The 23,002-nt window shown below is 33.7% G+C and carries 26 protein-coding genes and 1 pseudogene; 14 read left to right on the top strand and 13 right to left on the bottom strand.

Annotated features, from left to right (window positions below):
• Positions 1-30: 30 nt before the first annotated feature.
• Positions 31-1,443: a CCA tRNA nucleotidyltransferase gene (locus tag RRF69_RS09655; protein WP_316939586.1), complete on the bottom strand. Its 1,413-nt coding sequence runs from the start codon at positions 1,441-1,443 to the stop codon at positions 31-33.
• Positions 1,444-1,519: 76 nt separating this feature from the next.
• A complete protein-coding gene (locus tag RRF69_RS09650; protein ID WP_316939585.1) occupies positions 1,520-2,086 on the bottom strand; it encodes an L-threonylcarbamoyladenylate synthase in 567 nt (188 codons plus the stop codon).
• 86 nt (positions 2,087-2,172) lie between these two features.
• Here RRF69_RS09650 and RRF69_RS09645 point away from each other — a divergent pair, with 86 nt between their 5' ends.
• Both RRF69_RS09645 and RRF69_RS09640 read left to right on the top strand, forming a co-directional pair.
• Positions 2,173-2,976, top strand: coding sequence for an alpha-1,2-fucosyltransferase (locus RRF69_RS09645; RefSeq protein ID WP_316939584.1), 804 nt, complete (start codon positions 2,173-2,175; stop codon positions 2,974-2,976).
• Positions 2,973-3,719: a glycosyltransferase family 25 protein gene (locus RRF69_RS09640; RefSeq protein WP_316939583.1), complete on the top strand. Its 747-nt coding sequence runs from the start codon at positions 2,973-2,975 to the stop codon at positions 3,717-3,719. Before RRF69_RS09645 ends, RRF69_RS09640 begins: the two co-directional genes overlap by 4 nt.
• 43 nt (positions 3,720-3,762) lie before the next feature.
• On the opposite strand, the gene RRF69_RS09635 is transcribed toward RRF69_RS09640, so the two are convergent.
• The 3 genes from RRF69_RS09635 to RRF69_RS09625 form a co-directional block, all read right to left on the bottom strand.
• Positions 3,763-3,954 carry a hypothetical protein gene (locus tag RRF69_RS09635; RefSeq protein ID WP_316939582.1) on the bottom strand — a complete coding sequence of 64 codons (192 nt, stop codon included), beginning with the start codon at positions 3,952-3,954 and terminating at the stop codon, positions 3,763-3,765.
• Between the two features lie 161 nt (positions 3,955-4,115).
• Positions 4,116-4,472, bottom strand: coding sequence for a glycosyltransferase family 2 protein (locus RRF69_RS09630; RefSeq protein WP_316939581.1), 357 nt, complete (start codon positions 4,470-4,472; stop codon positions 4,116-4,118).
• A 14-nt stretch (positions 4,473-4,486) separates the two neighbouring features.
• Entirely contained in the window at positions 4,487-5,302 is an 816-nt protein-coding gene (locus tag RRF69_RS09625; protein ID WP_316939580.1) for a 2,3,4,5-tetrahydropyridine-2,6-dicarboxylate N-succinyltransferase, read from the bottom strand.
• A 120-nt stretch (positions 5,303-5,422) separates the two neighbouring features.
• On the opposite strand from RRF69_RS09625, the gene ruvX reads away from it, so the two are divergent.
• The 4 genes from ruvX (at position 5,423) to mazG (ending at position 7,825) form a co-directional block, all read left to right on the top strand.
• Positions 5,423-5,833 (top strand): Holliday junction resolvase RuvX, encoded by a 411-nt coding sequence (gene ruvX / locus RRF69_RS09620; RefSeq protein WP_316939579.1) that lies wholly within the window; start codon positions 5,423-5,425, stop codon positions 5,831-5,833.
• A gap of 86 nt (positions 5,834-5,919) precedes the next feature.
• Positions 5,920-6,510, top strand: coding sequence for a peptide deformylase (gene def / locus RRF69_RS09615; RefSeq protein WP_316939578.1), 591 nt, complete (start codon positions 5,920-5,922; stop codon positions 6,508-6,510).
• A gap of 27 nt (positions 6,511-6,537) precedes the next feature.
• Positions 6,538-6,957: a DUF5606 domain-containing protein gene (locus RRF69_RS09610; RefSeq protein ID WP_316939577.1), complete on the top strand. Its 420-nt coding sequence runs from the start codon at positions 6,538-6,540 to the stop codon at positions 6,955-6,957.
• 88 nt (positions 6,958-7,045) lie between these two features.
• The gene (gene mazG, locus RRF69_RS09605) at positions 7,046-7,825 is read left to right on the top strand and encodes a nucleoside triphosphate pyrophosphohydrolase (RefSeq protein WP_316939576.1); all 780 of its coding nucleotides are present in this window, start codon (positions 7,046-7,048) and stop codon (positions 7,823-7,825) included.
• Between the two features lie 167 nt (positions 7,826-7,992).
• On the opposite strand, the gene lon is transcribed toward mazG, so the two are convergent.
• Positions 7,993-10,449 (bottom strand): endopeptidase La, encoded by a 2,457-nt coding sequence (gene lon / locus RRF69_RS09600; RefSeq protein WP_316939575.1) that lies wholly within the window; start codon positions 10,447-10,449, stop codon positions 7,993-7,995.
• A gap of 368 nt (positions 10,450-10,817) precedes the next feature.
• Complete coding sequence (locus RRF69_RS09595) at positions 10,818-11,534, bottom strand: MBL fold metallo-hydrolase (RefSeq protein WP_316941132.1); 717 nt, start codon at positions 11,532-11,534, stop codon at positions 10,818-10,820.
• Between the two features lie 144 nt (positions 11,535-11,678).
• Here RRF69_RS09595 and RRF69_RS09590 point away from each other — a divergent pair, with 144 nt between their 5' ends.
• Genes RRF69_RS09590 through RRF69_RS09575 form a run of 4 tightly spaced genes read left to right on the top strand, consistent with a single transcriptional unit; the run spans position 11,679 to position 14,650 of the window.
• The gene (locus RRF69_RS09590) at positions 11,679-13,127 is read left to right on the top strand and encodes a TonB-dependent receptor (RefSeq protein ID WP_316939574.1); all 1,449 of its coding nucleotides are present in this window, start codon (positions 11,679-11,681) and stop codon (positions 13,125-13,127) included.
• Positions 13,128-13,182: 55 nt separating this feature from the next.
• Positions 13,183-13,731: an RNA polymerase sigma factor gene (locus RRF69_RS09585; RefSeq protein WP_316939573.1), complete on the top strand. Its 549-nt coding sequence runs from the start codon at positions 13,183-13,185 to the stop codon at positions 13,729-13,731.
• A 30-nt stretch (positions 13,732-13,761) separates the two neighbouring features.
• Positions 13,762-14,298 carry a hypothetical protein gene (locus tag RRF69_RS09580; RefSeq protein WP_316939572.1) on the top strand — a complete coding sequence of 179 codons (537 nt, stop codon included), beginning with the start codon at positions 13,762-13,764 and terminating at the stop codon, positions 14,296-14,298.
• 1 nt (position 14,299) lies between these two features.
• Positions 14,300-14,650: a hypothetical protein gene (locus tag RRF69_RS09575; RefSeq protein WP_316939571.1), complete on the top strand. Its 351-nt coding sequence runs from the start codon at positions 14,300-14,302 to the stop codon at positions 14,648-14,650.
• 142 nt (positions 14,651-14,792) lie between these two features.
• On the opposite strand, the gene RRF69_RS09570 is transcribed toward RRF69_RS09575, so the two are convergent.
• The 6 genes from RRF69_RS09570 to idi all read right to left on the bottom strand — a co-directional run bounded on the left by RRF69_RS09570 (position 14,793) and on the right by idi (position 17,833).
• Positions 14,793-14,990, bottom strand: coding sequence for a hypothetical protein (locus RRF69_RS09570; RefSeq protein WP_316939570.1), 198 nt, complete (start codon positions 14,988-14,990; stop codon positions 14,793-14,795).
• Between the two features lie 134 nt (positions 14,991-15,124).
• A complete protein-coding gene (locus RRF69_RS09565) occupies positions 15,125-15,391 on the bottom strand; it encodes a hypothetical protein (RefSeq protein WP_316939569.1) in 267 nt (88 codons plus the stop codon).
• Positions 15,392-15,430: 39 nt separating this feature from the next.
• Positions 15,431-16,123 (bottom strand): HAD family hydrolase, encoded by a 693-nt coding sequence (locus tag RRF69_RS09560; RefSeq protein ID WP_316939568.1) that lies wholly within the window; start codon positions 16,121-16,123, stop codon positions 15,431-15,433.
• A gap of 9 nt (positions 16,124-16,132) precedes the next feature.
• Entirely contained in the window at positions 16,133-16,867 is a 735-nt protein-coding gene (gene kdsB / locus RRF69_RS09555) for a 3-deoxy-manno-octulosonate cytidylyltransferase (RefSeq protein WP_316939567.1), read from the bottom strand.
• Between the two features lie 41 nt (positions 16,868-16,908).
• Positions 16,909-17,322 carry a 6-pyruvoyl trahydropterin synthase family protein gene (locus RRF69_RS09550; RefSeq protein WP_316939566.1) on the bottom strand — a complete coding sequence of 138 codons (414 nt, stop codon included), beginning with the start codon at positions 17,320-17,322 and terminating at the stop codon, positions 16,909-16,911.
• The gene (idi, locus tag RRF69_RS09545; protein ID WP_316939565.1) at positions 17,315-17,833 is read right to left on the bottom strand and encodes an isopentenyl-diphosphate Delta-isomerase; all 519 of its coding nucleotides are present in this window, start codon (positions 17,831-17,833) and stop codon (positions 17,315-17,317) included. Before idi ends, RRF69_RS09550 begins: the two co-directional genes overlap by 8 nt.
• A 207-nt stretch (positions 17,834-18,040) precedes the next feature.
• Here idi and RRF69_RS09540 point away from each other — a divergent pair, with 207 nt between their 5' ends.
• The 4 genes and pseudogenes from RRF69_RS09540 (at position 18,041) to RRF69_RS09525 (ending at position 22,892) form a co-directional block, all read left to right on the top strand.
• Positions 18,041-18,727: a peptidylprolyl isomerase gene (locus RRF69_RS09540; protein WP_316939564.1), complete on the top strand. Its 687-nt coding sequence runs from the start codon at positions 18,041-18,043 to the stop codon at positions 18,725-18,727.
• Positions 18,728-18,770: 43 nt separating this feature from the next.
• The gene (locus RRF69_RS09535; RefSeq protein WP_316939563.1) at positions 18,771-20,363 is read left to right on the top strand and encodes a peptide chain release factor 3; all 1,593 of its coding nucleotides are present in this window, start codon (positions 18,771-18,773) and stop codon (positions 20,361-20,363) included.
• Between the two features lie 133 nt (positions 20,364-20,496).
• Positions 20,497-21,930 carry a hypothetical protein gene (locus RRF69_RS09530; RefSeq protein WP_316939562.1) on the top strand — a complete coding sequence of 478 codons (1,434 nt, stop codon included), beginning with the start codon at positions 20,497-20,499 and terminating at the stop codon, positions 21,928-21,930.
• A gap of 30 nt (positions 21,931-21,960) precedes the next feature.
• Positions 21,961-22,892, top strand: a pseudogene (locus tag RRF69_RS09525) (peptidylprolyl isomerase).
• Positions 22,893-23,002: the final 110 nt, after the last annotated feature.

Genomic DNA, 23,002 nt, shown 5'->3' with positions numbered 1-23,002 from the left:
CCCAATTAGCGGAAGCTTGCAAAAGAGATTCTATTCAACAACAAACCCTAAATTCTTGCCCTTTTCAAGCATAAACTCAAAACAAGCTTGGTATTCGTTTGGGATTTTTCCATCTAAAATGGCTTCTTTAATGGCTTCTTTAATTTGGCCAATTTCTCTACAAGGTTGTAAATTAAATACTTTCATAATTTCCTCTCCAGAAACTGGAGGTTGAAAATTACGAACTCGATCGCGTTCTTCTACTTCTTTGATCTTGGTTCGAACTACTTCAAAATTGTGATGATATCTCTTGAATTTTTTTGGGTTTTTGGTTGTAATATCTGCCTCACAAAGCGTCATCAGAGAATGGATGTCGTCTCCCGCATCAAAAACCAAGCGCCTTACTGCTGCATCTGTAACTTCGGTTGCCAAAACGATCGGCCTAGAGCTTAATAAAACCATTTTCTGGACAAACTTCACCTTAGAGTTTAAAGGCATTTTTAAGCGCTTAAACAATTTATAAACCATTTTTGAGCCTACAAATTCATGAGCATGAAAAGTCCACCCAACTTTTTTACTAAATTTTTTAGTGGGTGCTTTTCCAATATCATGCAATAAAGCAGCCCAACGCAACCAAACATCTTGGGTGTTTTCAGAAATATTATCAACCACTTCTAAAGTATGATAAAAATTATCTTTGTGCTTTTGTCCTTCAATCTCCTCTACCCCTTTTAAAGCTACCAGTTCTGGTAAAATTTGATGCAATAAGCCTGTTTGCTCTAACAATAAGAACCCAACGGAAGGAACTGGAGAGGAGATGATTTTGTTCAATTCGTCAATGATACGCTCTCGGGTGATGATTTCTAATCTCTTCGAATTTTTATGAATAGCGTTTAAAGAAGTTTCCTCGATATTAAAATGCAATTGTGTTGCAAATCGGATGGCACGCATCATTCGCAAAGGATCATCAGAATAAGTAATATCTGGATTTAAGGGGGTTTTAATGCACTTATTTTCAAGATCTTCAATTCCTTGAAACGGATCTAACAAATCTCCAAAATTAGAGGCGTTCAAACTCAATGCCAACGCATTCATTGTAAAATCTCTTCTATTCTGATCGTCTTGAAGCGTTCCAGCCGAAACTTCTGGGTTTCTACTATCCTCAGTATAGGATTCTTTCCGTGCGCCAACAAATTCAATTTCAACATCTTTATAGCGCAACATGGCAGTTCCATAGGTTTTAAAAACTTGAACTTTGGGCTTGTGAGGCAAAAGACTGGCCACTTTTTCAGCCAAATCAATCCCACTTCCTATTGCAACAATATCGATATCTTTTGTAGCTCCTCTTTTGAGAAAAAAATCACGGACAAACCCGCCAATCACATAACTATCGATGGATAATTCTTGTGATGCATTGGAAATTACTTTAAAAATCTCTAACGAAATTGCCTCTTTGTAGTTCATATTATTTTTAAAAGCCCTTACTGGGTTTGAACTCCTGTGGGGAGTAAAATTTAAATCGTGAATTGATGGTAAAAACCTAGGCTCTTAAAACCAAAATATCATTTCCATCCACTTTCAAAATTGTCGATGGTTTTGTATGCGCATTGTTGGACTGCAAATTTACTATATAATCAACACCTTCCAAAATTGGTAGGCTAATTTCTTGAAATGATTTTGGAGTATCAGCACCACTTAGATTAGCAGAAGTAGAGATGATTGGTTTTTGAAAGCGTTTAATTAGTTTTCTACAAAATGCATCTTGAACTATTCGTACCGCTATCGTACCATCTGTTGCAATTGCATTTTTTGCAAATCCTTTCGGATTTTGGTAGATGATAGTAGTTGGTTGAGTGGTTTCTTTTAATATTTGAAGGACTCTTTTCGGAACTGAAACGTACTTTTTCAACATATGAATCGAACTTACCAACACAATCAAACTTTTAGTTTCTGCTCTCTTTTTTAATTCAAAAACTTTTGATACCGCTTTAAAATTTGTAGCATCACAACCTATTCCCCATACAGTATCTGTTGGATATAAAATTGTGCCTCCTAACTCTAAACATTCTTTAACAAGAGAGATTCTAGGTTGTTTTTGTGTTTTCAATTTTTTAAAATTCAATCTTTATAACAATAAATTTGTATTTTTACTGCTGTTGCAAAAATAGGATATTCTTATAAATTAAACCTAAAATGATTGTTGTTAGAATTCTTGGTGGTTTGGGTAATCAAATGTTTCAATATGCTTATGCAAGAGCCCTACAACAAAAAGGCTATGAAGTAACATTAGGTCTTTCAAAAATCAAAACCTATAAATTACATGGTGGCTATCAATTAGATCATTTTAAGATTGGTTTGGAGGCTGCAAGTCCTATTACTAGTTTTTTAGGGAACATTCAACTCAAAAAAAACCGAAAAGAAAATAGTCTTTTGTTTGACAAAAGCTTATTGCATCTTTCTGGGAATGAATTTGTAAAAGGCTACTTTCAATCCGAAAAATATTTTTTAGGCATCCGAGAAAGATTACTTGAGGAATTTGTCATCCAAAAAGAACTTTCTGAAACCACAAAAATGTATAGAACAACCATTGAATCAGAAACAAGCAGCTGTTCCTTACACATACGAAGAGGAGATTATATTTCTAATAAAAAAACAAATACAGTTCATGGTACTTGTGGTTTAGACTATTATAAAGAAGCGATCAGCATTTTACTTGAAAAACATCAAGAAACTCATTTTTTTGTATTTTCTGACGACATTTCGTGGACAAAAGAAAACCTAAAAATAGAAAATGCTACTTTTATAGATCATACAACAATACCGCATGAAGATCTATATCTAATGAGTCTTTGCAAAAACAATATCACTGCAAATAGTAGTTTTTCTTGGTGGGGAGCATGGCTGAACAACAACAAACAGAAAACGGTAATTTCCCCAAAAAAGTGGTTTGTAAATACCGAAAATGAAATTGCTTGCGAAAATTGGATCCGACTATGAGTAGATACAAAGTATATTACATCAATTTAGAAAAAAGCGTCGAACGAAGACGTTTTATGGAGGAACAATTTCAGAAATTAAACATTCCTCTCACAAGAATACCTGCGATCTACGGGAAAGAATTGGATAAAAGTATCTTACGAAAAGAAAAAAGAAAACATACTATTTTAGCACACTTCCCATTTCCAAATGATGGAGAAATCGGAATTTGTTTGACGCATTTTAAACTTTGGAAAACACTGTCTGAACAACCTGAAGAATTTTCGATTATTCTTGAAGATGATGCACAAATACATGAAGATTTTTTTACCGATCTAGAACAACTTTTATCACAAGTTACTATAAATGATTTTATTGATATCTCTGGCAAAAAGGGGTTTTTAAGCTTCGAAAAAAAGGAACTTCTTACCACTTTTATAATCCCACCTGTGTTAATGATTGGTCAAATTATCGGAAGAAACGCAGCCAAAAAATTATCTCTGAATTTGAGCAGCTATTATGCTCCTATTGATGTGATGAAACAAGATGTACACAAGCACAAAGTTAAGCTGCTATCGACAAACAAGCAATATGTTACAAGTATTGATAAGAAAATTGGGGGGAGTACGATTCAACAAAATAAAATGATTCTATGGAAAAAAATAATACGTGAAATTATTCGTCCTTTTTGGCAAGTATTTTCGTTGCTAACTTACAAAGCATATAGGCTGATTGCCAATTATTCATTCTACCAAAAAAATTAATGGTCTTGAATTCCATTATTCAATAACCACAATTTTACATATCTTACATATACTCCATAAGCCTGAGCTTTAGCAAATATAAATCCAGAATTCCATCTAAGAACCCTAGTCTTAAAAAGTAATGAATTAGAAATCTTGCAGTAGGTTTGATCAAAAAATGAAAGACATTTACGTTCATTCCTTTTTCAAAAAGTTGTTTTCCTCTTAAACCTCCATAATGATTCATTTTAGACATATAATGATCATAATTTTTGTAGGAAAAATGATCAATCCTGTGTTTAAAGTAACCTATTTTTCCGTTCGCCTGAATAGTTTCATGCACGAGACTCCCATTGTATCTGCAATACTCCTTCAAAAATAAGCGAATCACTTTATCTCTTTGACATCCAGAATAGTTTAATTTTTTTCCTGCAAAATAAAATGTCCTACGAACATAAAACCCAACATACTTCCTGGATTTTGAACAGCTTCATAGATTTCTTTTTCAACTTCTGGAGTCACTCTTTCATCAGCATCTAAGACATAAATCCAGTCGTGCTGCGCTTGATCAATGGCAAAGTTTTTTTGAGAAGAAAAATCATCAAACTTTCGCTTGATGATTTTTACATTGTGTTTTTGAGCAATTTCTAGCGTTTGATCTGAACTAAAAGAATCAATAACAATAATTTCATCGGCAAAACGAACAGAACGAATCGCTTCGTAAATATGAATTTCTTCATTGAGTGTCGGAATGATTGCCGTAATCTTTTTCATTGTGTTTTTTTCAATTAAACAGCCACATCATATTCTCGCAAGGCATCATTTAATGAGGTTTTTTTATTAGTACTTTCTTTTCTTTTTCCAATAATCAATGCACAAGGTACATTGTACTCCCCTGCTGCAAACTTCTTCGTATAACTTCCAGGAATCACCACAGATCTTGCAGGAACACGTCCTTTCATTTCTATAGGAGTGTCTCCCGTTACATCAATAATCTTGGTACTCATGGTAAGAACAACATTGGCCCCTAAAACGGCTTCTTTTTCCACATGCACACCTTCGACAACGATGCATCGTGAACCAATAAAAGCACCATCTTCTATAATGACAGGTGCAGCTTGCAAAGGTTCTAAAACGCCACCAATTCCTACACCTCCCGATAAATGAACATTTTTACCAATCTGTGCACAAGATCCGACGGTTGCCCAAGTATCTACCATGGTTCCTTCATCAACATAGGCTCCTATATTAACGTAACTTGGCATTAATATTGTGCCCGGTGCAATAAAAGCGCCATGTCTAGCAACTGCATTGGGTACCACTCGGATACCTCTTTCAGCAAAATTTTTCTTTAAAGGTATTTTGTCATGATATTCAAAAATTCCAGCTTCTAAGGTTTCCATTTTCTGAATTGGAAAATACAAAACAACCGCTTTTTTTACCCATTCGTTCACTTTCCAACCCGACACAGCCGGTTCTGCAACTCTTAACGCACCTTTGTCTAATAAATCAACAACGTTGCGAATGGTTGCAATTGTTTTTTCTTCTTTTAACAAATCACGGTTGTCCCAAGCTGCTTCAATAATTTCTCTAATATCTTTCATCTACATTATTTAATTTTTACAAATATAAATTTATCATTAAAAATCATCACGAATATACAATTTTTAAACATATTTACTTTCCTTGTTTAATTTCGTATTTTTGTTGAAAAATAAGATAATTTGGGAAGGATTCTAGCAATTGATTTTGGAAAAAAAAGAACAGGAATTGCGGTAACAGACGAAATGCAAATTATTGCATCTGGTTTAACTACAGTTGATACTAAAGAAATTTTTTCTTTTCTAAAAGAGTATAGCTCTAGAGAGAAGGTCGAATTATTTTTAGTAGGAAAACCCAAACAAATGGACAATACAGATAGCGAAAGCGAAATATTAATTCTGCCATTTTTAAAAAAACTAAAAAACCTATTTCCCAAAATCCCAATGCGAAGAGTCGACGAAAGATTTACTTCCAAAATGGCTTTTCAAACAATGATCGATAGTGGGCTCAAAAAGAATCAACGTAAGAACAAAGCATTAGTAGACGAAATTAGTGCTACAATCCTATTGCAATCCTATTTATACAATCAATAAAAATAGTGTACTCATATAAATTCGCACTTAAAATTGGCAATTGGTCAGAGTAAATTGTATTTTTGCATCCTTAAAAAAAAGAATAAATGATATTACCCATTGTTGCATACGGTGACCCTGTTTTACGAAAAGTGGCAACCTCTATTGATGCTACCTACCCCGAATTAGAAACCCTTATTTCTAATATGAAAGAAACCATGTACAATGCTTCTGGAGTAGGATTGGCAGCACCGCAAATCGGAAAAGCAATTCGTTTATTCTTGATTGACGCTTCTCCATTTGCTGATGATGAAGATCTATCAGAAAAAGACAGAGAGGTATTAAAGAACTTTAATCGTGTTTTTATCAACGCAAAAATCATCAAAGAAGAAGGAGAAGAATGGGCTTTTAATGAAGGTTGTCTGAGTATTCCTGATGTTCGTGAAGACGTCACTCGTCATGAAAAAATCACCATCGAATATCAAGACGAAGGATTTCAAACACACACTGAAATTCTGGACGGATTGGCTGCAAGAGTGTTTCAGCACGAATACGATCATATTGAAGGTATTTTATTTACTGACAAACTTTCTTCATTGAAGAAACGAATTCTTAAAAAGAAATTAGAAAACATTTCAAAAGGAAAAATTAGAGCGGATTATAGAATGCGTTTCCCAAATTTAAAAAAAGGTAAATAGTCTATTTAGTTAGACCAAAACATACATATGGAATATAATAAAATTATTGCAGTTACTGGAAAACCAGGATTATTCGAAGTAGTTTCACAAACAAAAACAGGGGTTATTGTTGAATCTTTAGTCGACAAAAAAAGATTTCCTGTCGTATCTTCACAAAACATTAGTATGCTGGAAAACATTGCAATCTACACCTACGAAGAAGAAGTGCTTTTGCTTTCTGTATTCAAAACCATCTTTGAAAAAGAGGAAGGAAAAGAATGCATCTCGCATAAAGAAAATAGCAAAAATCTTGTTGCATATTTTTCAGAAGTATTACCAAATTACGATGAAGAAAGGGTGTATACCTCAAATATAAAAAAAGTAATTCAATGGTATAATCTTTTGGTAAAAGCTGGCTTGGACTTCTCTAAAATAGAAGCGACCAAAGAAGAAGCAGAAAGAGAATAGTGGTTATTAGTTGAAAATGAATTCTATATCAAAATATGCAGCCTTTCAATTTTCAACTGTTACAACTTTCATCACAATACCTTAAAAAATGAATTCTAGAAAAGAGCAGTTAGCCGCCTTTGGTCGTTTGTTGGATATTATGGACGAGCTTCGTGAGAAGTGTCCTTGGGACAAGAAGCAAACCATAGAAAGCCTTCGACATCTTACTATAGAAGAAACCTATGAACTTGCAGATGCAATTCTTGACAATGATTTAGAAGAAATCAAAAAAGAATTGGGTGATGTATTATTACACATTGTTTTTTACGCCAAGATAGGAAGTGAGAAAAAAGCCTTTGATATTGGAGACGTTGCCAATTCAATTTCTGATAAACTAATCGTTCGACATCCACATATTTATGGTGATGTAACGGTAGAAAATGAGGAGGATGTAAAGAAAAATTGGGAACAATTGAAACTAGCAGAAGGTAAAACCTCAGTTTTGGAAGGAGTTCCGAAAAATCTACCTGCTATAGTAAAGGCGAGTCGAATTCAAGAAAAAGTAGCCGGTGTGGGTTTTGATTGGGAAGCACCAGAACAAGTCTGGGAAAAGGTTCAAGAAGAACTGACCGAGTTGAACGAAGAAATAAAAAAAGGAGATACAGAAAACACCGAGAAGGAGTTTGGAGATGTCTTATTTTCTTTGATTAACTATGCTCGTTTTATTGGTGTGAATCCTGAAAATGCATTAGAAAAAACCAATAAAAAATTCATCAATAGATTTCAATTTCTTGAAAAATCGGCAAAAAAAGAAGGCAAAAACCTCTCCGAAATGTCCTTAAGTGAAATGGATGTTCATTGGGAGAATTCGAAAGAATTCTTCAAATAAAAACTAATAGAATTCAAAAGAATTCTTCAAATACAATTAATCACTTAGATACTTTGTTCCAGAATCTTGGAAAACCTCCCAAACTAACTCTGGAAATTAAATAAAAAAAACTCCAGTTGCAAAATTGATTTTGTACAACTGGAGCTTAAATTTCTAAGACTAATTTCCTAAACTAATTTCTTAGCGTTCTTAACTTTTTGCTTGGTCAATGCAATATCAATAACTTCTTTCATCTCTGAAACATAGTGAAAGCTAAGCCCTTTCAAATAACTTTCTTTAATCTCTAAAATGTCTTTTTCATTTTCTTTACACAAAATGATTTCTTTGATATTCGCTCTTTTGGCAGCTAAGATTTTTTCCTTAATTCCACCTACAGGAAGCACTTTTCCTCGAAGTGTAATTTCACCAGTCATCGCTAATTTACTTTTTACTTTACGTTGAGTAAATGAGGAAATTAAAGAGGTTAACATGGTAATCCCTGCACTAGGACCATCTTTTGGTGTTGCCCCTTCTGGTACATGAATATGAACATTGTAATTCTCTAATACTTCTGGATCTACTTCAAAATCTACTGCATTTGCTTTGATGTATTCCATTGCTATGGTTGCAGATTCTTTCATTACTTTTCCTAAATTCCCTGTAATTGAGAGTGACCCTTTCCCTTTGGATAAAATAGATTCAATGAATAAAATATCTCCACCAACAGCAGTCCATGCCAAACCAGTAACTACCCCTGCAACTCCATTATTTTCATATTTATCTCTTTCCAATCTTGGAGGTCCTAAAATATCTTCTATTTTTTTGGTAGAGATAACAATTTCATATTCTTCATCTAAGGCTATCGATTTTGCAGCAAAACGCACCACTTTGGCAATCTGTTTTTCCAAACCTCTAACTCCAGATTCTCGAGTGTATCCTACCACTACTTTTTCTATTTGAGCTTTCCCTAACTTTAAGTTACTAGACGATAGTCCGTGTTCTTTTAATTGTTTTGGTAATAAATATTTTTTAGCAATCTCAATTTTTTCTTCAATCGTATAACCTGAAACATTGATTAGCTCCATTCGGTCTCTTAGAGCCCAAGGAACCTCGCCAATAGTATTTGCAGTGGCTATAAAAAGTACTTTTGACAGATCGTAGCCAACTTCTAAATAGTTGTCGTAAAACGCAGTATTTTGCTCTGGATCTAACACTTCCAACATTGCTGAAGAAGGATCTCCTTGATGACTTTGACCTAATTTATCTATCTCATCTAACACAAAAACAGGATTTGATGTTCCAGCTTTTTTTAGGTTTTGAATCAATCTTCCTGGCATGGCACCAATGTAGGTTTTTCGATGCCCACGGATTTCAGACTCATCTCTTAAACCTCCTAAAGACATTCTTACATATTTCCGTCCTAATGCTTCAGCAACCGATTTCCCTAAAGAAGTTTTTCCAACTCCTGGAGGTCCATACAAACAAATAATTGGCGATTTCATATCCTTTCTCAACTTTAAAACTGCCAAGTGTTCTATGATTCGCTCTTTTACTTTCTCCAGGCCAAAGTGATCTCTATCAAGTATTTTAACTGCGCGCTTTAAATCAAATTTGTCTTTGGAATAGACTCCACAGGGCAAATCTAACAACAATTCTAAATAATTGCGTTGCACACCATAATCTGCCATTTGTGGATTCATTCTTCGCAAACGAGACAATTCTTTTTCAAATGTTTCTTTTACTTCTTTGTTCCACTTTTTCTCTTTTCCCTTTAAACGCATTTCCTCCAACTCCTGATCGTTAGAAACGCCGCCCAATTCTTCTTGAATCGTTTTTAATTGCTGATTTAAGTAGTATTCTCGTTGTTGTTGATCTAAATCCTCTCTGGTTTTCGATTGAATATCATTGCGTAATTGTAGTTTTTGAAGTTCTTTGTTCAAGTTTTTCAAAGCCAATATAGCACGTTCTTTTAGATTGTCTTTCTCTAAAATGAGCTGTTTTTGAGCTACACTTAAATCCATATTTGAGGAAATGAAATTCACCAAAAAAGCGTCGGACTGAATGTTTTTAATCGCAAACGATGCTTCTGAAGGGAGCATTGGGTTTTCTTTAATCACCTCTAAAGCCTGCTCTTTTATCGATTCAATAATCGCCTTGAACTCTTTTTCATCTTCAACAGACCTGTCCTCTATGGCCTCTTTTACGGTTGCTTTCAAATATGGTTTGTCTTGAATGATTGTATCAATTTCAAAACGTTTTTTTCCTTGTATGATAATCGTGGTATTCCCATCAGGCATTTTTAATACACGAAGTATTTGTGCCACAACACCTGTCGTGTGAATATCTTTCAAAGATGGTTCTTCAACATCTTCATCCTTTTGAGCAACTACTCCAATTACTTTATCCCCTTTGTTTGCCTCCTTGATCAACTGAATCGACTTGTCTCTTCCAGCTGTAATTGGGATAACTACCCCATGAAATAAAACGGTATTACGCAAAGGTAAAATGGCTAAAGTGTTTGGAACACTCTCATTATTGATAATTTCCTCATCTTCAGGAGTCATCAATGGTATTAACTCAGAATCTTCATTTAAAGCATTGTGCAAAGACATACTGTCTAAAGTGGTTATTTTTGGCTTACTCATGGGCTATATATGTCAAAATGACATTGATTTTTAAATATTGAATGGTCAATTTATATTTATTTTTTACTAATTCATTAACAATCAGCTCTATACTAACTCAACACCGATGGTCATGCATAGGTAAATCAATTCCTATGCCACCCTTGGTATAGAATAATCTCTCTATCAATAAATAGAAATAAAAAGGGGAAAATAAAAATTTATTGAATCGAACTATCCTCGATTCAAAGCTTAGAGGTATTTCACTATTTTCATTTCAACCTAAAAAAGTTCAAAAATCGAAATTTTAAGATTTAGACTCCCGATTTCTCTGGCATGAAACTTTCTAAGGAACCCCAAGAGAGAGATCTTAGAGGAATTCTTTTCGATTAAACTTCAATCTTTAATCCGTCAAAGGCTATAAAAACATTTTTTGGGAGGTTTTTTTGAATAACATCATGAAGTCCAAACTTGTGACTGATATGTGTGAAATAGGTTTTTTTAGGATTGATTTCATTGACAAAACGCAGTGCTTCCTCTAAATTGAAATGAGTTGGATGCTCTTCGATTCGCAATGCATTTACAATCAACACATCCAGGTTTTTAAGTTTTTCTTTTTCTGAAGAATCGATTGTTTTTACATCGGTCAAATAGGCAAAGTTCTCAAATCGGAAACAAGTAATTGGTAAACTTCCGTGCATCGCTTTAATTGGAAGCACTCTTTCATTTTGTAAACTAAATGCGATAGTATCAACTAGATTAATTTGAATTTTTGGAGCACCAGGATATCTGTTTTTTGTTTCAAAAATATATTGAAATCGTTGTTTTAAACTCTGTAAGGTTAATTGATCCAAATACACAGGAACTTCTCCCATTTGAAAACAATAAGGTCTTAAATCATCGATTCCAGCTGTATGATCTGAATGCTCGTGAGTGAACAAAACGCCATCAATAGATTGCACCTGTTCTCGCAACATCTGCTGTCTAAAATCAGGACCACAATCAATTACATAGGTAAATTCATCCCAAGAAATTAAAATGGATGAACGCAAACGTTTATCTTTTTCATTTTGAGATAAACAAACGGGATGGTTATTTGCCAACATCGGTACTCCTGTTGAGGTTCCCGTACCTAAAAAAATAATTGTAAATTTATTTGCTATTTGTTTTCTCACAAAACAAAAATAAGATAAAAATTGACTGATAGCATTCTATTTTAGTACATTTGTTAGACTTTATAAATATAAAAAATGGCAATTTCTTTAAAAGGAGATCAAAAATTAAGTACGATTCCTCCAACTAAGAGTAAATCTTTAAGAATCAACCTAAATACCGATATTTATGGAACATTTGCAGAAATTGGTGCCGGTCAAGAAACAGTAAGAAATTTTTTTAGAGCTGGAGCCTCTTCAGGAACAATTGCGAAAGCGATGAGTGCCTACGATAAAGATTTCTCTGACGCTATCTATGGAATTGAAGAAGACAAACGCTACGTTACGGAACCGCGTTTAAAACGAATGTTACGTCATGAAATTGATTTAATCGAAGATCGTTTAAGTAGAAATAAACACCCTGAAAAATTATTCTTTTCTTATGCAAATACGGTAGCTACCATCGATTTTGCTAAGAAATTCAAAGGCCATGGTTGGGTTGGAATTCGTTTCCAACTAGATCCTTTAGAAGAATATAATGAGATTATTTTGCACTTGCGTTTTAAAGAAACTGATGCACGTTTACAACAAGAAACTCTAGGTATTCTGGGAGTCAACCTCATCTATGGAGCATTTTATCTGAATGACAATCCTAAAGAGCTCGTAAAATCTTTTTATGACAATTTGGATGAAGATCAATTAGAGATCGACATGATCAATTTTTCCGGTCCTCGTTTTATGTATGTAGACAATCGTTTGATGAGTTTGCAATTACTAAAAAACGGAATGACAAATGCAGTGATGTTTGGTCCTGACGGAATCAACCTCTTACCCGCGCAAATTCTGTACAAGAAAAATATTTTAGCTTTGCGAGGTAGTTTTAGGCCTGTAACCAAAGTAAATATGGATATGTATGAGAAGTCTAAAAAACTCTTCTTTGCAGAAAATAAAGTTACTGAAAAAAATACAAAAATCATTTTTGAAATTACTTTGAGTAACCTCCGCGCTGAAGGAGAAATTAATGAACGTGACTTTTTAGACAGAGCAGAACTCTTATGCTCTTTGGGACAAAATGTGATGATTACCAATTTTCAACAATATTTTAAATTGGTCGAATACTTTAGTGAGTTTACCAAAGAACGGATGGGTCTTGCCATGGGAGTTTACAATTTAATTCAAATTTTTGATGAAAAATACTACCGTAATTTAAGTGGTGGTATATTGGAAGCATTTGGAAAACTCTTTTACAGAGACTTGAAAGTGTATATGTATCCATATCATGACCAGAATACAGACGAATACATTAACAGTGAAAATTTAAAAGTGCATCCTAGAATGAAAGAATTGTATAAATTCTTCAAGAACAATGGGAAGCTTATCAATATTGATGATTTTGATCCCAAAATTTTAGATGTCTTTTCAAGAACGGTTTTAAAAATGATTCTCAAAGGAGAACCATATTGGGAAGAAATGTTACCAAAAGGAATAGCAGACACCATTAAAGAAAAAAGACTTTTTGGATATTCTAAATCAAAACTTAGGAGATAAGCCAAGTGTTATTAAACCTTTTTGTATTCAATCCGTCTAATAAAAAAAGAGGTAGTTGACAGACGAAGTTACTTTAGTACAACAATTGAAAAACACGAAGAGTAAGGAACTTGCTTTTCGTGAGTTGATTGCACAATACAAGGAGCGGCTGTACTGGCATATTCGGAAAATTGTCATTTCTCATGACGATGCTGATGATGTACTTCAGAACACTTTTATTAAAATTTTCAAAAATATTGACACCTTCAAAGCGGATAGTAAATTATTTTCTTGGATGTATCGAATTGCCACCAACGAATCTATTACGTTCATCAATAAAAGAGCAAAAGATCGAAATGTTGATATTTCTGAAATTCACTCAGAAATGGTGTCCAATCTGCAAAGTGATGTGTATTTTTCAGGAGATGAGATTCAACTCATTTTACAAAAAGCAATTGCAACATTGCCTTCCAAACAACAATTGGTTTTTAATATGAAATATTTTGATGAGTTAAAGTATACTCAAATCTCAGAAATTTTAGAAACTTCGGTGGGAGCTTTAAAAGCCTCTTATTTTCACGCAGTAAAGAAAATCGAAACCTATATAAAAAACAATCATCATTAAACCTTTCAACAAAATAATAGTCTAAAAATAATGATCAACGAGACTTCTCATAGCGAAAAATTCATCCAACAAAAGGCAGGGAAAGAAACCGGCTTTAGGGTATCAAAGAATTACTTTGAAACTTTAGAAGACGATTTTTCGATTCGTTTGTTTGAAGAAAAAAACAGAAAGCCTCTAGCCTTTGAAACTCCCGTAGACTACTTTAACACCTTGGAAGACAGTATTTTAAAAAGAACTACGAAAGAACCCAAAGTCATCTCGTTAAAAAACCGTTTTTTACAAATCATACCATTCGCAGCAGTTGCATCTGTCGTAATATTTATAGGAATCAACTCTTTTCAATTTGGAGACATTGGAGTTGTAAATTTTGATAATATTACAGATAACGAAATCGAAAATTGGTTGGAAAATAATTCCAGTAACTCTATTACAGAGGATATCGTTTCAATTGTTTCTGAAGCTGAATTGCTAGAGAATGAATTTGCCTTTACAAATATCAGCGATAGCACTATTGAAAGTTATCTCTACACCAATGAAGAAATAACAATAATCCAAGAACTTTATTAATATGAAAAAACCACTTCTAAGTCTTTTGGTGATGATTACTTTTAGTATTTCAATAAATGCTCAAGAGTTCGAGAAACACCAACAAAAAATTAAGACTCTTAAGATTGCTTTTTTAACTGAACAGCTCAATTTGACAGCTTCTGAAGCAGAAAAGTTTTGGCCAATCTATAATGTATACAATTCAGAAACTCATGATCTATACAGAAAAAAGTCGGAGTCGATAAAAAACGAATTAAAAACTGCAAAAACAATCGATAGTATTGAAGAAAGTAGAGCACTTGTGTTATTTGACATGATGCAATCCTGGAAAAAAAGAAGTTTGAAGAAACTCAAAAATATTACAGAAAACTAAAAACCATTCTTCCGATAAAAAAAATCTTAAAACTAAGGCTTGCAGAACGAGAATTTGGCAGAAAGTTAATGCGAAAATATCGTAGAAAAAGAATGAATGATAAAAAATAAAAAAAGGAAGCGATTCATTTCGCTTCCTTTTTTTATGCTCTAATTAATTTCATACAAACATGTAATTCTGGCTTATTCTGAATAAAAGATTGTAACCAAATGGTCAACTCATTTACTTCGTGAGGTAACAACCTCGTTAAAGCCTTTTGTAACTCCTTACAAAACAAATCTGAATTAAAGCTTACCTTTTTCAATATTGTTTTAGTGTACTCAAACATTGCTCTAGCCATAAGTTAAAGATCATTTTTACAATAACGAAATCTAATGAAAGATATTGTTATTGTGTTTATTACCTTTCAAAAATAGCCAAAAAAAAACGACTCCCTTGTTAGAGAATCGTTAAAATAAAATTAAAATTTTATGTTTATAAAGCGTTTATTTTAGTTACCAAAGCTGAAGCTTTTGTTTCTAATTCTAAACTGATTCCTTTAAAATGAGCTTTTTTGTTCTCTACATTTTTCGCATTTAATTTTGCAATTAAATCATCAAAAGTAGCAATAGACTCATCTATAAGTGCTTCAGAAGCTTTTACATCTGCTTTAGGGTTTAATAATTGATACACGTAGCATTCTTCAATCAAATCTCCTAAAGTGTAATTAATATCTTTTTTTAAGTTTTTTATGCTTGCCATAATCTTATTTATTTATGAGTGCAAAAATAGTTTATTTATTTAAAAGAGCGTTAAAACTTCTTTTATATTTAAAACTGTTTTATAATGCGTAGTGGACTTTTCTTCTTCTGTAACTTCTTCGTGCACCCAAGTAGTGTGAAAAGGAACATGAATTGCCATAGCCCCTACTTCTACCAGGGGCAGAATATCTGATTTCAAAGAGTTACCGATCATTAACAACTCTTCTGGATAAATGTCTAAGTGCTGAATCAACTTGAGGTAGTCTTTCGGTTTTTTATCACTCATTACTTCAATATGATGGAAATATTTTAGCAAACCCGACTTTTCTAATTTGCGTTCTTGATCTAATAAATCCCCTTTCGTAGCAACTATCAACTTATAATTTCTTTGCAGGAACTCTAAAACATGTTCGATATCGGGAAGCAACTCAATGGGTTTTTCGAGCATTTCTTTTCCAATATTCAAAATTTTTGCTATCTTTTGTTGTGGTATTTGATAGTTTGAAATTTCTAATGCACTCTCCACCATAGACAAAACAAAACCTTTAATTCCATATCCATAATACTGGAGGTTTTCAATTTCTTTTTTAAAAAGCTCTTGGTCTATTTTATTTTCGGTTTCGTAGTTCGCTAACAGTTTTGCAAATAGGTGTTCTGCTTCTCTAAAGTAGGTTTCGTTTACCCATAATGTATCGTCTGCATCAAAAGCAATTACTTTTATGTTTTTATACATTGTTGAAGTTTATAATGAATTTAAATATTTCTTTGCCTTTTCTAAGTCTTCTGGAGTATCAATTCCAACAGATTCGATTGTAGTTTCGACCATTTTAATCTTCTTTCCTACTTCTAAATATCGAATGGCTTCAATTTTTTCTGAAGCTTCAAGGGGCGTTAGATCCATGTGATAAAAATCAATCAAGGCCTGCTTTCGAAACGCATAGACTCCTTTGTGTTTGTAATATTTTACATCCAATTGTTTGTCTCGATGAAAGGGAATGACGCTCCTTGAAAAATACAAGGCAAATCCTAATTGATTTGTAATTACTTTTACATTGTTGGGGTTTTCAATCTCATCTTTGTCCGTAATTTCAACCTTTAAAGAGGCCAAATCTATTTCTTTTATTTTATCCTCTTGAAAAACGTCTATCAACTTTGATAGCGAAACAGCATCGATAAAAGGCTCATCTCCTTGAACATTGATGACAATATCTGTGTCAATAAACTCTACTGCTTCAGCAATTCGGTCTGAACCACATTCGTGATCTTTTTGACTCATAAGAACCTTTCCACCAGCATCTTCAATATGCTTAGAAATGATTTCAGAGTCAGTTACTACAAATACCTCATCAAACAACTGCGTATTAAGGGCAGCTTCATAGGTTCTAAGGATAACCGACTTCCCTCCTAGATCCTTCATTAACTTCCCTGGAAAACGAGATGCACTATATCGAGCAGGTATCATTGCTATAATTTTCATAGGATATTTCAATTTTTAATTCAATAAAAAAGGAATGGGATTTATTCTCCAGAATAAGTTACAAAATTTCTAGGTGTTTCGTAAAGCGTGATTTTTAAATCTAAATGTTTAGGCAAAAGGAGTCGCAGTTTATCATAAATTATCACTGAAATATTCTCTGCAGTCGGATTAAGCTCCTTAAATTCGGGAACTTCAATATTTAGATTTTTATGATCAAAAGCTTCTTCAATTTCTGATTTGATGTAGTTTTTTAAAATCCCCAAATCATAGACATAGCCAGTTTCTTTGTCAATTTCACCTGTTAAAGAGACAATTAGCTCGTAATTATGACCATGGAAATTAGGATTGCTACACTTATTAAAAACTTCTACATTTTTTTGATCAGACCAATCCTTGCGATATAATCGATGTGCACTGTTAAAATGTGCTTTTCTGTGTACAGTAACTTTAGGCATTTTTTAATATTTTATAAGATTCTTTAAAAATAATTTTAAACCAAGCAGTATAAATACTTGGATTTGCTTTGATATCTTGTTGAACCGCTTCTAAGGGCATCCATTTATAACTTTCTACTTCTTCTTTATTGATATTTGGATTCCCTTCAAAACGCCCCACCATTACATGGTCGAGCTCATGTTCTGTCAACCCATTGTCAAAAGGAGCTTTGTATATAAAAGAAAAAACCTCTTTTAGAGGGGTCGTAAATCCCATTTCTTCATACAACCTGCGCTTTCCTGCTTCTAGATTGGTTTCACCATCTCGCTGGTGTGAACAACAAGTATTTGTCCATAGTAACGGAGAATGATATTTGTGAGCAGCTCTTTGTTGCAACATTAAATCTCCTTTTTTATTAAACACAAATACTGAAAAAGCTCTGTGTAAAACTGCTTTTTCATGTGCTTCCATTTTTGGCATCAATCCTATTTGATTGTCATGTTCATCTACCAAAATCACGTTTTCCTCCATCCTACAAAAATAGTGAAATCAACCGACACTTACTTTTCTCTGCAGTATTTATTTATTGTCTGATGTATTTACTGTTTTAACTCTACTTTTCTTCTAAAAAAAATATCCTCTAATGAAACCCTCCTACAATAATCAATAATCTAAAAATAGCTGTGCTGCCTTCTTTCATTCTGATGATTTATATTTGTAAAAAAATCACCTGTTTTCATGAACATTAGACACCAATTCCTCTTCCTTCTTTTATTAAGTCTTGTGTATCAATGTAAAGACGAAAAAAAAACAGTCCCCCTAAATCTCATCCAAAAGATTGAGAAGTCAACACCATTAAAGGTTGAAAAAGCTTGGGATAGCCTAAACAAACACAATGTTGAAGTTTTCTTCAAAGAATACGGCAAGCAACACAAAGAGACCAAAGTAATCATTTCAACCGATTATGGCGACATTCAATTGCGTTTGTACAACGACACTCCTCTGCACAGAGCTAACTTTATTTTCCTTACTAAAATTCAATATTTTGACACCACTGTTTTTTATAGAATTGCAAAAAACTTTGTCATTCAAGGAGGAAATTCTGATAATTTTCAAACCATCAAAGATCGATACAAGTATGGAAATTACAAATTACCAACCGAATTCAGGAAAAACAGAACCCATTCATATGGAGCATTAGCAGCAGCTAGAGATTGGAAAAACAACCCCGACAAACAATCCAGTCCTTTTGAATTTTACATCGTACAGAACAAAAAAGGGGCCCATCATTTAAACAACGAACACACTGTTTTTGGGGAAGTAATATCTGGATTTTCAACCCTGGATAAAATTGCAGAATTAAAGGTGGGCATAGACGAATGGCCCGAAGAGGACGTACATATGAAAGTCCGCATTTTAGATTGATTTTGCCAATGTAAAACGTATCTTTGCAGCCTAATTTTTATTGATGAGTTTTTTAGAAGAAATTAAGCGTAGGAGAACATTTGGGATTATTTCGCATCCAGATGCTGGAAAAACAACCTTAACCGAAAAATTATTACTTTTTGGAGGAGCCATCCAGGAGGCAGGTGCTGTAAAAAACAATAAAATTAAAAAAGGAGCTACTTCCGATTTTATGGAAATCGAACGTCAACGTGGAATTTCTGTAGCCACTTCCGTTTTAGCTTTCATCTACAAGGACAAAAAAATCAATATTCTTGATACCCCGGGTCACAAAGACTTTGCAGAAGATACTTTTAGAACTTTAACCGCTGTAGACAGTGTTATCGTTGTGATTGATGTGGCAAAAGGAGTAGAACCACAAACCGAAAAACTGGTAGAAGTTTGTAGAATGCGAAGCATCCCAATGCTCGTTTTTATCAACAAGCTAGATAGAGAAGGAAAAGACGCATTTGACTTGCTAGATGAAGTAGAACAAAAATTAGGTTTACGAGTAACACCGATGAGTTTTCCCATTGGAATGGGATATGATTTTAAAGGGATCTATAATATTTGGGAGAAAAAATTAAACCTCTTTTCTGGAGACAACAAATCGTCGATTAGTGAGGGGCTTGAATTTGACGATTTATCAAACCCCAAATTGGACGATATTATTGGAGAAAAAGCGGCTTCTATTTTACGAGAAGAAACAGAATTAATTGATGAGGTCTATCCTCCTTTTAACCAAGAAGAATACCTTAACGGAACACTACAACCCGTATTTTTTGGTTCTGCATTAAACAATTTTGGTGTAAAAGAATTGTTGGACGCATTTATTGAAATTGCTCCTGCCCCGCTTCCTAAAAAAGCAGAAGAACGTCTTGTCGATTCTAAAGAACAAGAAATGACCGGTTTTGTGTTTAAAATTCATGCAAATATGGATCCAAAACACAGAGACCGATTGGCATTTATCAAAATAGTTTCGGGAACTTTTAAACGAAATGCACCTTATCTTCATGTTCGAAATGGGAAAAAAGTAAAATTTTCGAGTCCCAATGCTTTTTTTGCTGAAAAGAAAGAAATTGTTGATGAGTCATTTCCTGGAGATATTGTTGGAATCCATGACACTGGGAATTTCAAAATTGGAGATACCTTGACCGAGGGAGAAATCCTCAATTTTAAAGGAATACCAAGTTTTTCGCCAGAATTTTTTCGATATGTGAACAATGCAGATCCAATGAAATCAAAACAACTCTCAAAAGGATTGGATCAATTAATGGATGAAGGTGTGGCGCAATTATTTACACTAGATAGCAATGGCCGGAAAGTGATCGGAACGGTTGGAGCACTCCAGTATGAAGTAATTCAGTACCGATTAGAACACGAATATGGGGCCAAATGTAGTTATGAAAATTTACAAGTACATAAGGCATGTTGGGTAGAAGCTGAAAATGTTAAAAATGCTGAGTTTTTAGACTTTAAAAGAGTCAAACAACGTTTTTTAGCAAAAGATAAACAGGGGCAGTTGGTCTTTTTAGCAGACTCTGAGTTTACAATTCAAATGACACAGAGCAAGTACCCTACAGTAAAATTACATTTCACGAGCGAATTTAAAAATTAATATGAATAAAATGCTCCTTATTTTTCTTTTGATATTTTCTGGGAGGCTTACATCCCAAGAAACGATATCATTATCTGAATTAGAGGGAGTACCACTTCAGAATTCTTTTCGCCTAAATTACATTCCTGTAAAAATGCCCTCAGATAGATTTTCGGAACTTAAATCTACAATGGGCTTATTAGGTGTTCATTATCAAGTTCCACTAAATAATTGGTTCTATACAGGTGTAGGAATGCATGCTGCTTTAACTGGTGACCAAGGAGGTTTGTTTACACTTGGCTTAGAATTAGGAATTAAAAAACAGCTTTTTAAAAATGTTTTTGCCGATATGAATGTTCATTTTGGTGGTGGTGGAGGTTATCGATACTTAGTCAACGATGGTGCCTTCATCAATCCAAACATTGGACTTAAATACCAGCAAAAAAATTACGCATTGGGTCTTCAGTTGAGCCATTTAAATTTTTATTCAGGAGAAATTAATAGCAATTCTGTTTCTTTTTTCATAGAAATCCCAAGTATATTGAACTTTTCAGAGTATAAAAATTCAGAAAAACAATTTACTGCAACAAATGTATCCGTAGATAATTTTTGGATACAACCCGCCACAAAAAGTGCTTTTCAAATTCGATTCGATTTTTTTAAACCTTTCGGAAGCTCAAAAAAAGATGACCAAAGCCCTCTAACTGAAACATTGTCTGTTTTAGGGTTTGAATATCAAAAATACTTACAGAGTAATGCCTTCTTTTTTATTCATACAGATGCTATTTATAAAGGAATCCGTGCTGGCTTTATGGATTTATTTTTGGGGCTAGGATATCATCCCTATCAAGATAAATATCTGAATATATTTACAAAATTCTCTTTAGGCGCTGCAGGAGGAAGAATTGCACCAGAAGGTGGACTTATGATGTACCCAAGCGTTGGAGTAGATTTGAAAATTACAGAATCTATTGCATTTAATTCTCATGGAGGCTACTATAAAGCTTTGGATGGTGATTTAGAGGCCTATACTGTTGGTTTTGGATTTAAGTATTTTGTTAGTTCTGGTGGAACACAAAACAATAATGGGCAAAAAGATTTTACTGAGTTTAAAACACAGGGAATAAGAATACATCTACAAAATCAAACCTATTTTGATGTCCCTAAAACAGATAGTCATTATCGCATGGATAATCCTAATGTAGATTTGCAATTATTTGCTCTTAAAGTGAATTATGATCTAAATACTACTTTTTATTTAACTGGTGAAGCTGGATTTGCTTATCAGGGAGAATCAGGAGGATATGCACAAGGAATCGCTGGAATTGGTTTAAATAGTCCTAAAATACTAAATAACAAAGTACATGCTTTTATAGAAGTTGCTGGTGGCGCTGCTGGTGGTGCTGGTGTAGATACTGGAGAAGGAATAATTATTCGTCCCACCATTGGGTTGAATTATGAAATTACAAATAGAATTTCGTTCTTTGCATCGGCAGGGAAAATGAATTCTCCTTTGGGAAATCTAAATGTAACTAATTTTAATATTGGATGTAGTTTTGGTTTATCAACCTTAACGATAAAAACATAAAAAATAAATAATCGATAAATAACTAAGAATATGAATAACGGGATATACGCAAAATTCACCACTTCAAAAGGTGATATTTTAGTAAAATTAGAAGATGAAAAAACTCAGGAACTGTTGGAAACTTTGTAGCATTGTCTGAAGGAAATTTAGAGAATTCAGTTAAACCGCAAGGAACTCCTTATTATGATGGATTAAAATTCCATAGGGTAATTCCAGATTTCATGATCCAAGGAGGTTGTCCACAAGGAACCGGAACTGGAAATCCAGGATATAAATTTGATGATGAATTTCATCCAGATTTAAAACACGATGCCCCTGGAAAATTGGCCATGGCAAATTCTGGTCCAGCGACCAATGGAAGTCAGTTTTATATTACTCACATTCCAACTCCATGGTTGGATAATAAACATACTGTTTTTGGATCTGTTATTGAAGGTCAAGACATTGTCGATTCCGTTAGTCAAGGAGATGAATTGACCTCTGTAGAAATTATAAGAGTAGGCGAAACTGCTGAAAATTTTAATGCTGTAGAAGCTTTTAGAACTTTTGAAGGATCAAGAGAAGCTCGTGAAGCTGAACAAAAAGCGGCTCAAAAAGCATTGTTAGATTCGGTTGCAGCTGGATATGACGAAACGACAAGCGGTTTGCGTTACCAAATTTTACAAAAAGGAACCGGAAAACAAGCTACAAAAGGTGCTGGAGTTTCGGTACATTACAAAGGACAATTATTAGACGGAACAGTGTTTGATTCTTCATACAAAAGAAAAGAACCAATCGATTTTAATGTTGGTCTTGGTCAAGTAATCGCAGGATGGGACGAAGGAATTCAATTATTGAAAGTGGGTGACAAAGCTCGTTTTGTAATTCCATCTAATTTAGCTTATGGTTCTGCCGGCGCAGGAGGTGTAATTCCACCAGATGCAACATTAATTTTTGATGTTGAATTGATGGATGTAAAATAATAGAACTCTACATTGAAAAAATAAAGAGGCAATCTAAAAGGAGTCAATTGGCCATTCTGAATGTATTTTAGGATCTCGATTTACTAAAAATCAATTTGATTTAGAATCTG

Source organism: Polaribacter sp. HL-MS24 (assembly GCF_032758595.1).
Classification (GTDB): domain Bacteria; phylum Bacteroidota; class Bacteroidia; order Flavobacteriales; family Flavobacteriaceae; genus Polaribacter.
The sequence above is the reverse complement of the archived record's forward strand: the minus strand, read 5'-3'. Positions and strand labels throughout refer to the sequence as shown.

Bases quoted from the DNA above. Each gene is read 5' to 3' on its own strand.
- RRF69_RS09655 (WP_316939586.1), bottom strand. From the start codon at position 1,443: ATGAACTACAAAGAGGCAATTTCGTTAGAGATTTTTAAAGTAATTTCC.
- RRF69_RS09645 (WP_316939584.1), top strand. From the start codon at position 2,173: ATGATTGTTGTTAGAATTCTTGGTGGTTTGGGTAATCAAATGTTTCAA.
- RRF69_RS09640 (WP_316939583.1), top strand. From the start codon at position 2,973: ATGAGTAGATACAAAGTATATTACATCAATTTAGAAAAAAGCGTCGAA.
- RRF69_RS09635 (WP_316939582.1), bottom strand. From the start codon at position 3,954: ATGTCTAAAATGAATCATTATGGAGGTTTAAGAGGAAAACAACTTTTT.
- RRF69_RS09630 (WP_316939581.1), bottom strand. From the start codon at position 4,472: ATGAAAAAGATTACGGCAATCATTCCGACACTCAATGAAGAAATTCAT.
- RRF69_RS09625 (WP_316939580.1), bottom strand. From the start codon at position 5,302: ATGAAAGATATTAGAGAAATTATTGAAGCAGCTTGGGACAACCGTGAT.
- def (WP_316939578.1), top strand. From the start codon at position 5,920: ATGATATTACCCATTGTTGCATACGGTGACCCTGTTTTACGAAAAGTG.
- RRF69_RS09610 (WP_316939577.1), top strand. From the start codon at position 6,538: ATGGAATATAATAAAATTATTGCAGTTACTGGAAAACCAGGATTATTC.
- mazG (WP_316939576.1), top strand. From the start codon at position 7,046: ATGAATTCTAGAAAAGAGCAGTTAGCCGCCTTTGGTCGTTTGTTGGAT.
- lon (WP_316939575.1), bottom strand. From the start codon at position 10,449: ATGAGTAAGCCAAAAATAACCACTTTAGACAGTATGTCTTTGCACAAT.
- RRF69_RS09595 (WP_316941132.1), bottom strand. From the start codon at position 11,534: ATGTTGGCAAATAACCATCCCGTTTGTTTATCTCAAAATGAAAAAGAT.
- RRF69_RS09590 (WP_316939574.1), top strand. From the start codon at position 11,679: ATGGCAATTTCTTTAAAAGGAGATCAAAAATTAAGTACGATTCCTCCA.
- RRF69_RS09580 (WP_316939572.1), top strand. From the start codon at position 13,762: ATGATCAACGAGACTTCTCATAGCGAAAAATTCATCCAACAAAAGGCA.
- RRF69_RS09575 (WP_316939571.1), top strand. From the start codon at position 14,300: ATGAAAAAACCACTTCTAAGTCTTTTGGTGATGATTACTTTTAGTATT.
- RRF69_RS09570 (WP_316939570.1), bottom strand. From the start codon at position 14,990: ATGGCTAGAGCAATGTTTGAGTACACTAAAACAATATTGAAAAAGGTA.
- RRF69_RS09565 (WP_316939569.1), bottom strand. From the start codon at position 15,391: ATGGCAAGCATAAAAAACTTAAAAAAAGATATTAATTACACTTTAGGA.
- RRF69_RS09560 (WP_316939568.1), bottom strand. From the start codon at position 16,123: ATGTATAAAAACATAAAAGTAATTGCTTTTGATGCAGACGATACATTA.
- kdsB (WP_316939567.1), bottom strand. From the start codon at position 16,867: ATGAAAATTATAGCAATGATACCTGCTCGATATAGTGCATCTCGTTTT.
- RRF69_RS09550 (WP_316939566.1), bottom strand. From the start codon at position 17,322: ATGCCTAAAGTTACTGTACACAGAAAAGCACATTTTAACAGTGCACAT.
- idi (WP_316939565.1), bottom strand. From the start codon at position 17,833: ATGGAGGAAAACGTGATTTTGGTAGATGAACATGACAATCAAATAGGA.
- RRF69_RS09540 (WP_316939564.1), top strand. From the start codon at position 18,041: ATGAACATTAGACACCAATTCCTCTTCCTTCTTTTATTAAGTCTTGTG.
- RRF69_RS09535 (WP_316939563.1), top strand. From the start codon at position 18,771: ATGAGTTTTTTAGAAGAAATTAAGCGTAGGAGAACATTTGGGATTATT.
- RRF69_RS09530 (WP_316939562.1), top strand. From the start codon at position 20,497: ATGCCCTCAGATAGATTTTCGGAACTTAAATCTACAATGGGCTTATTA.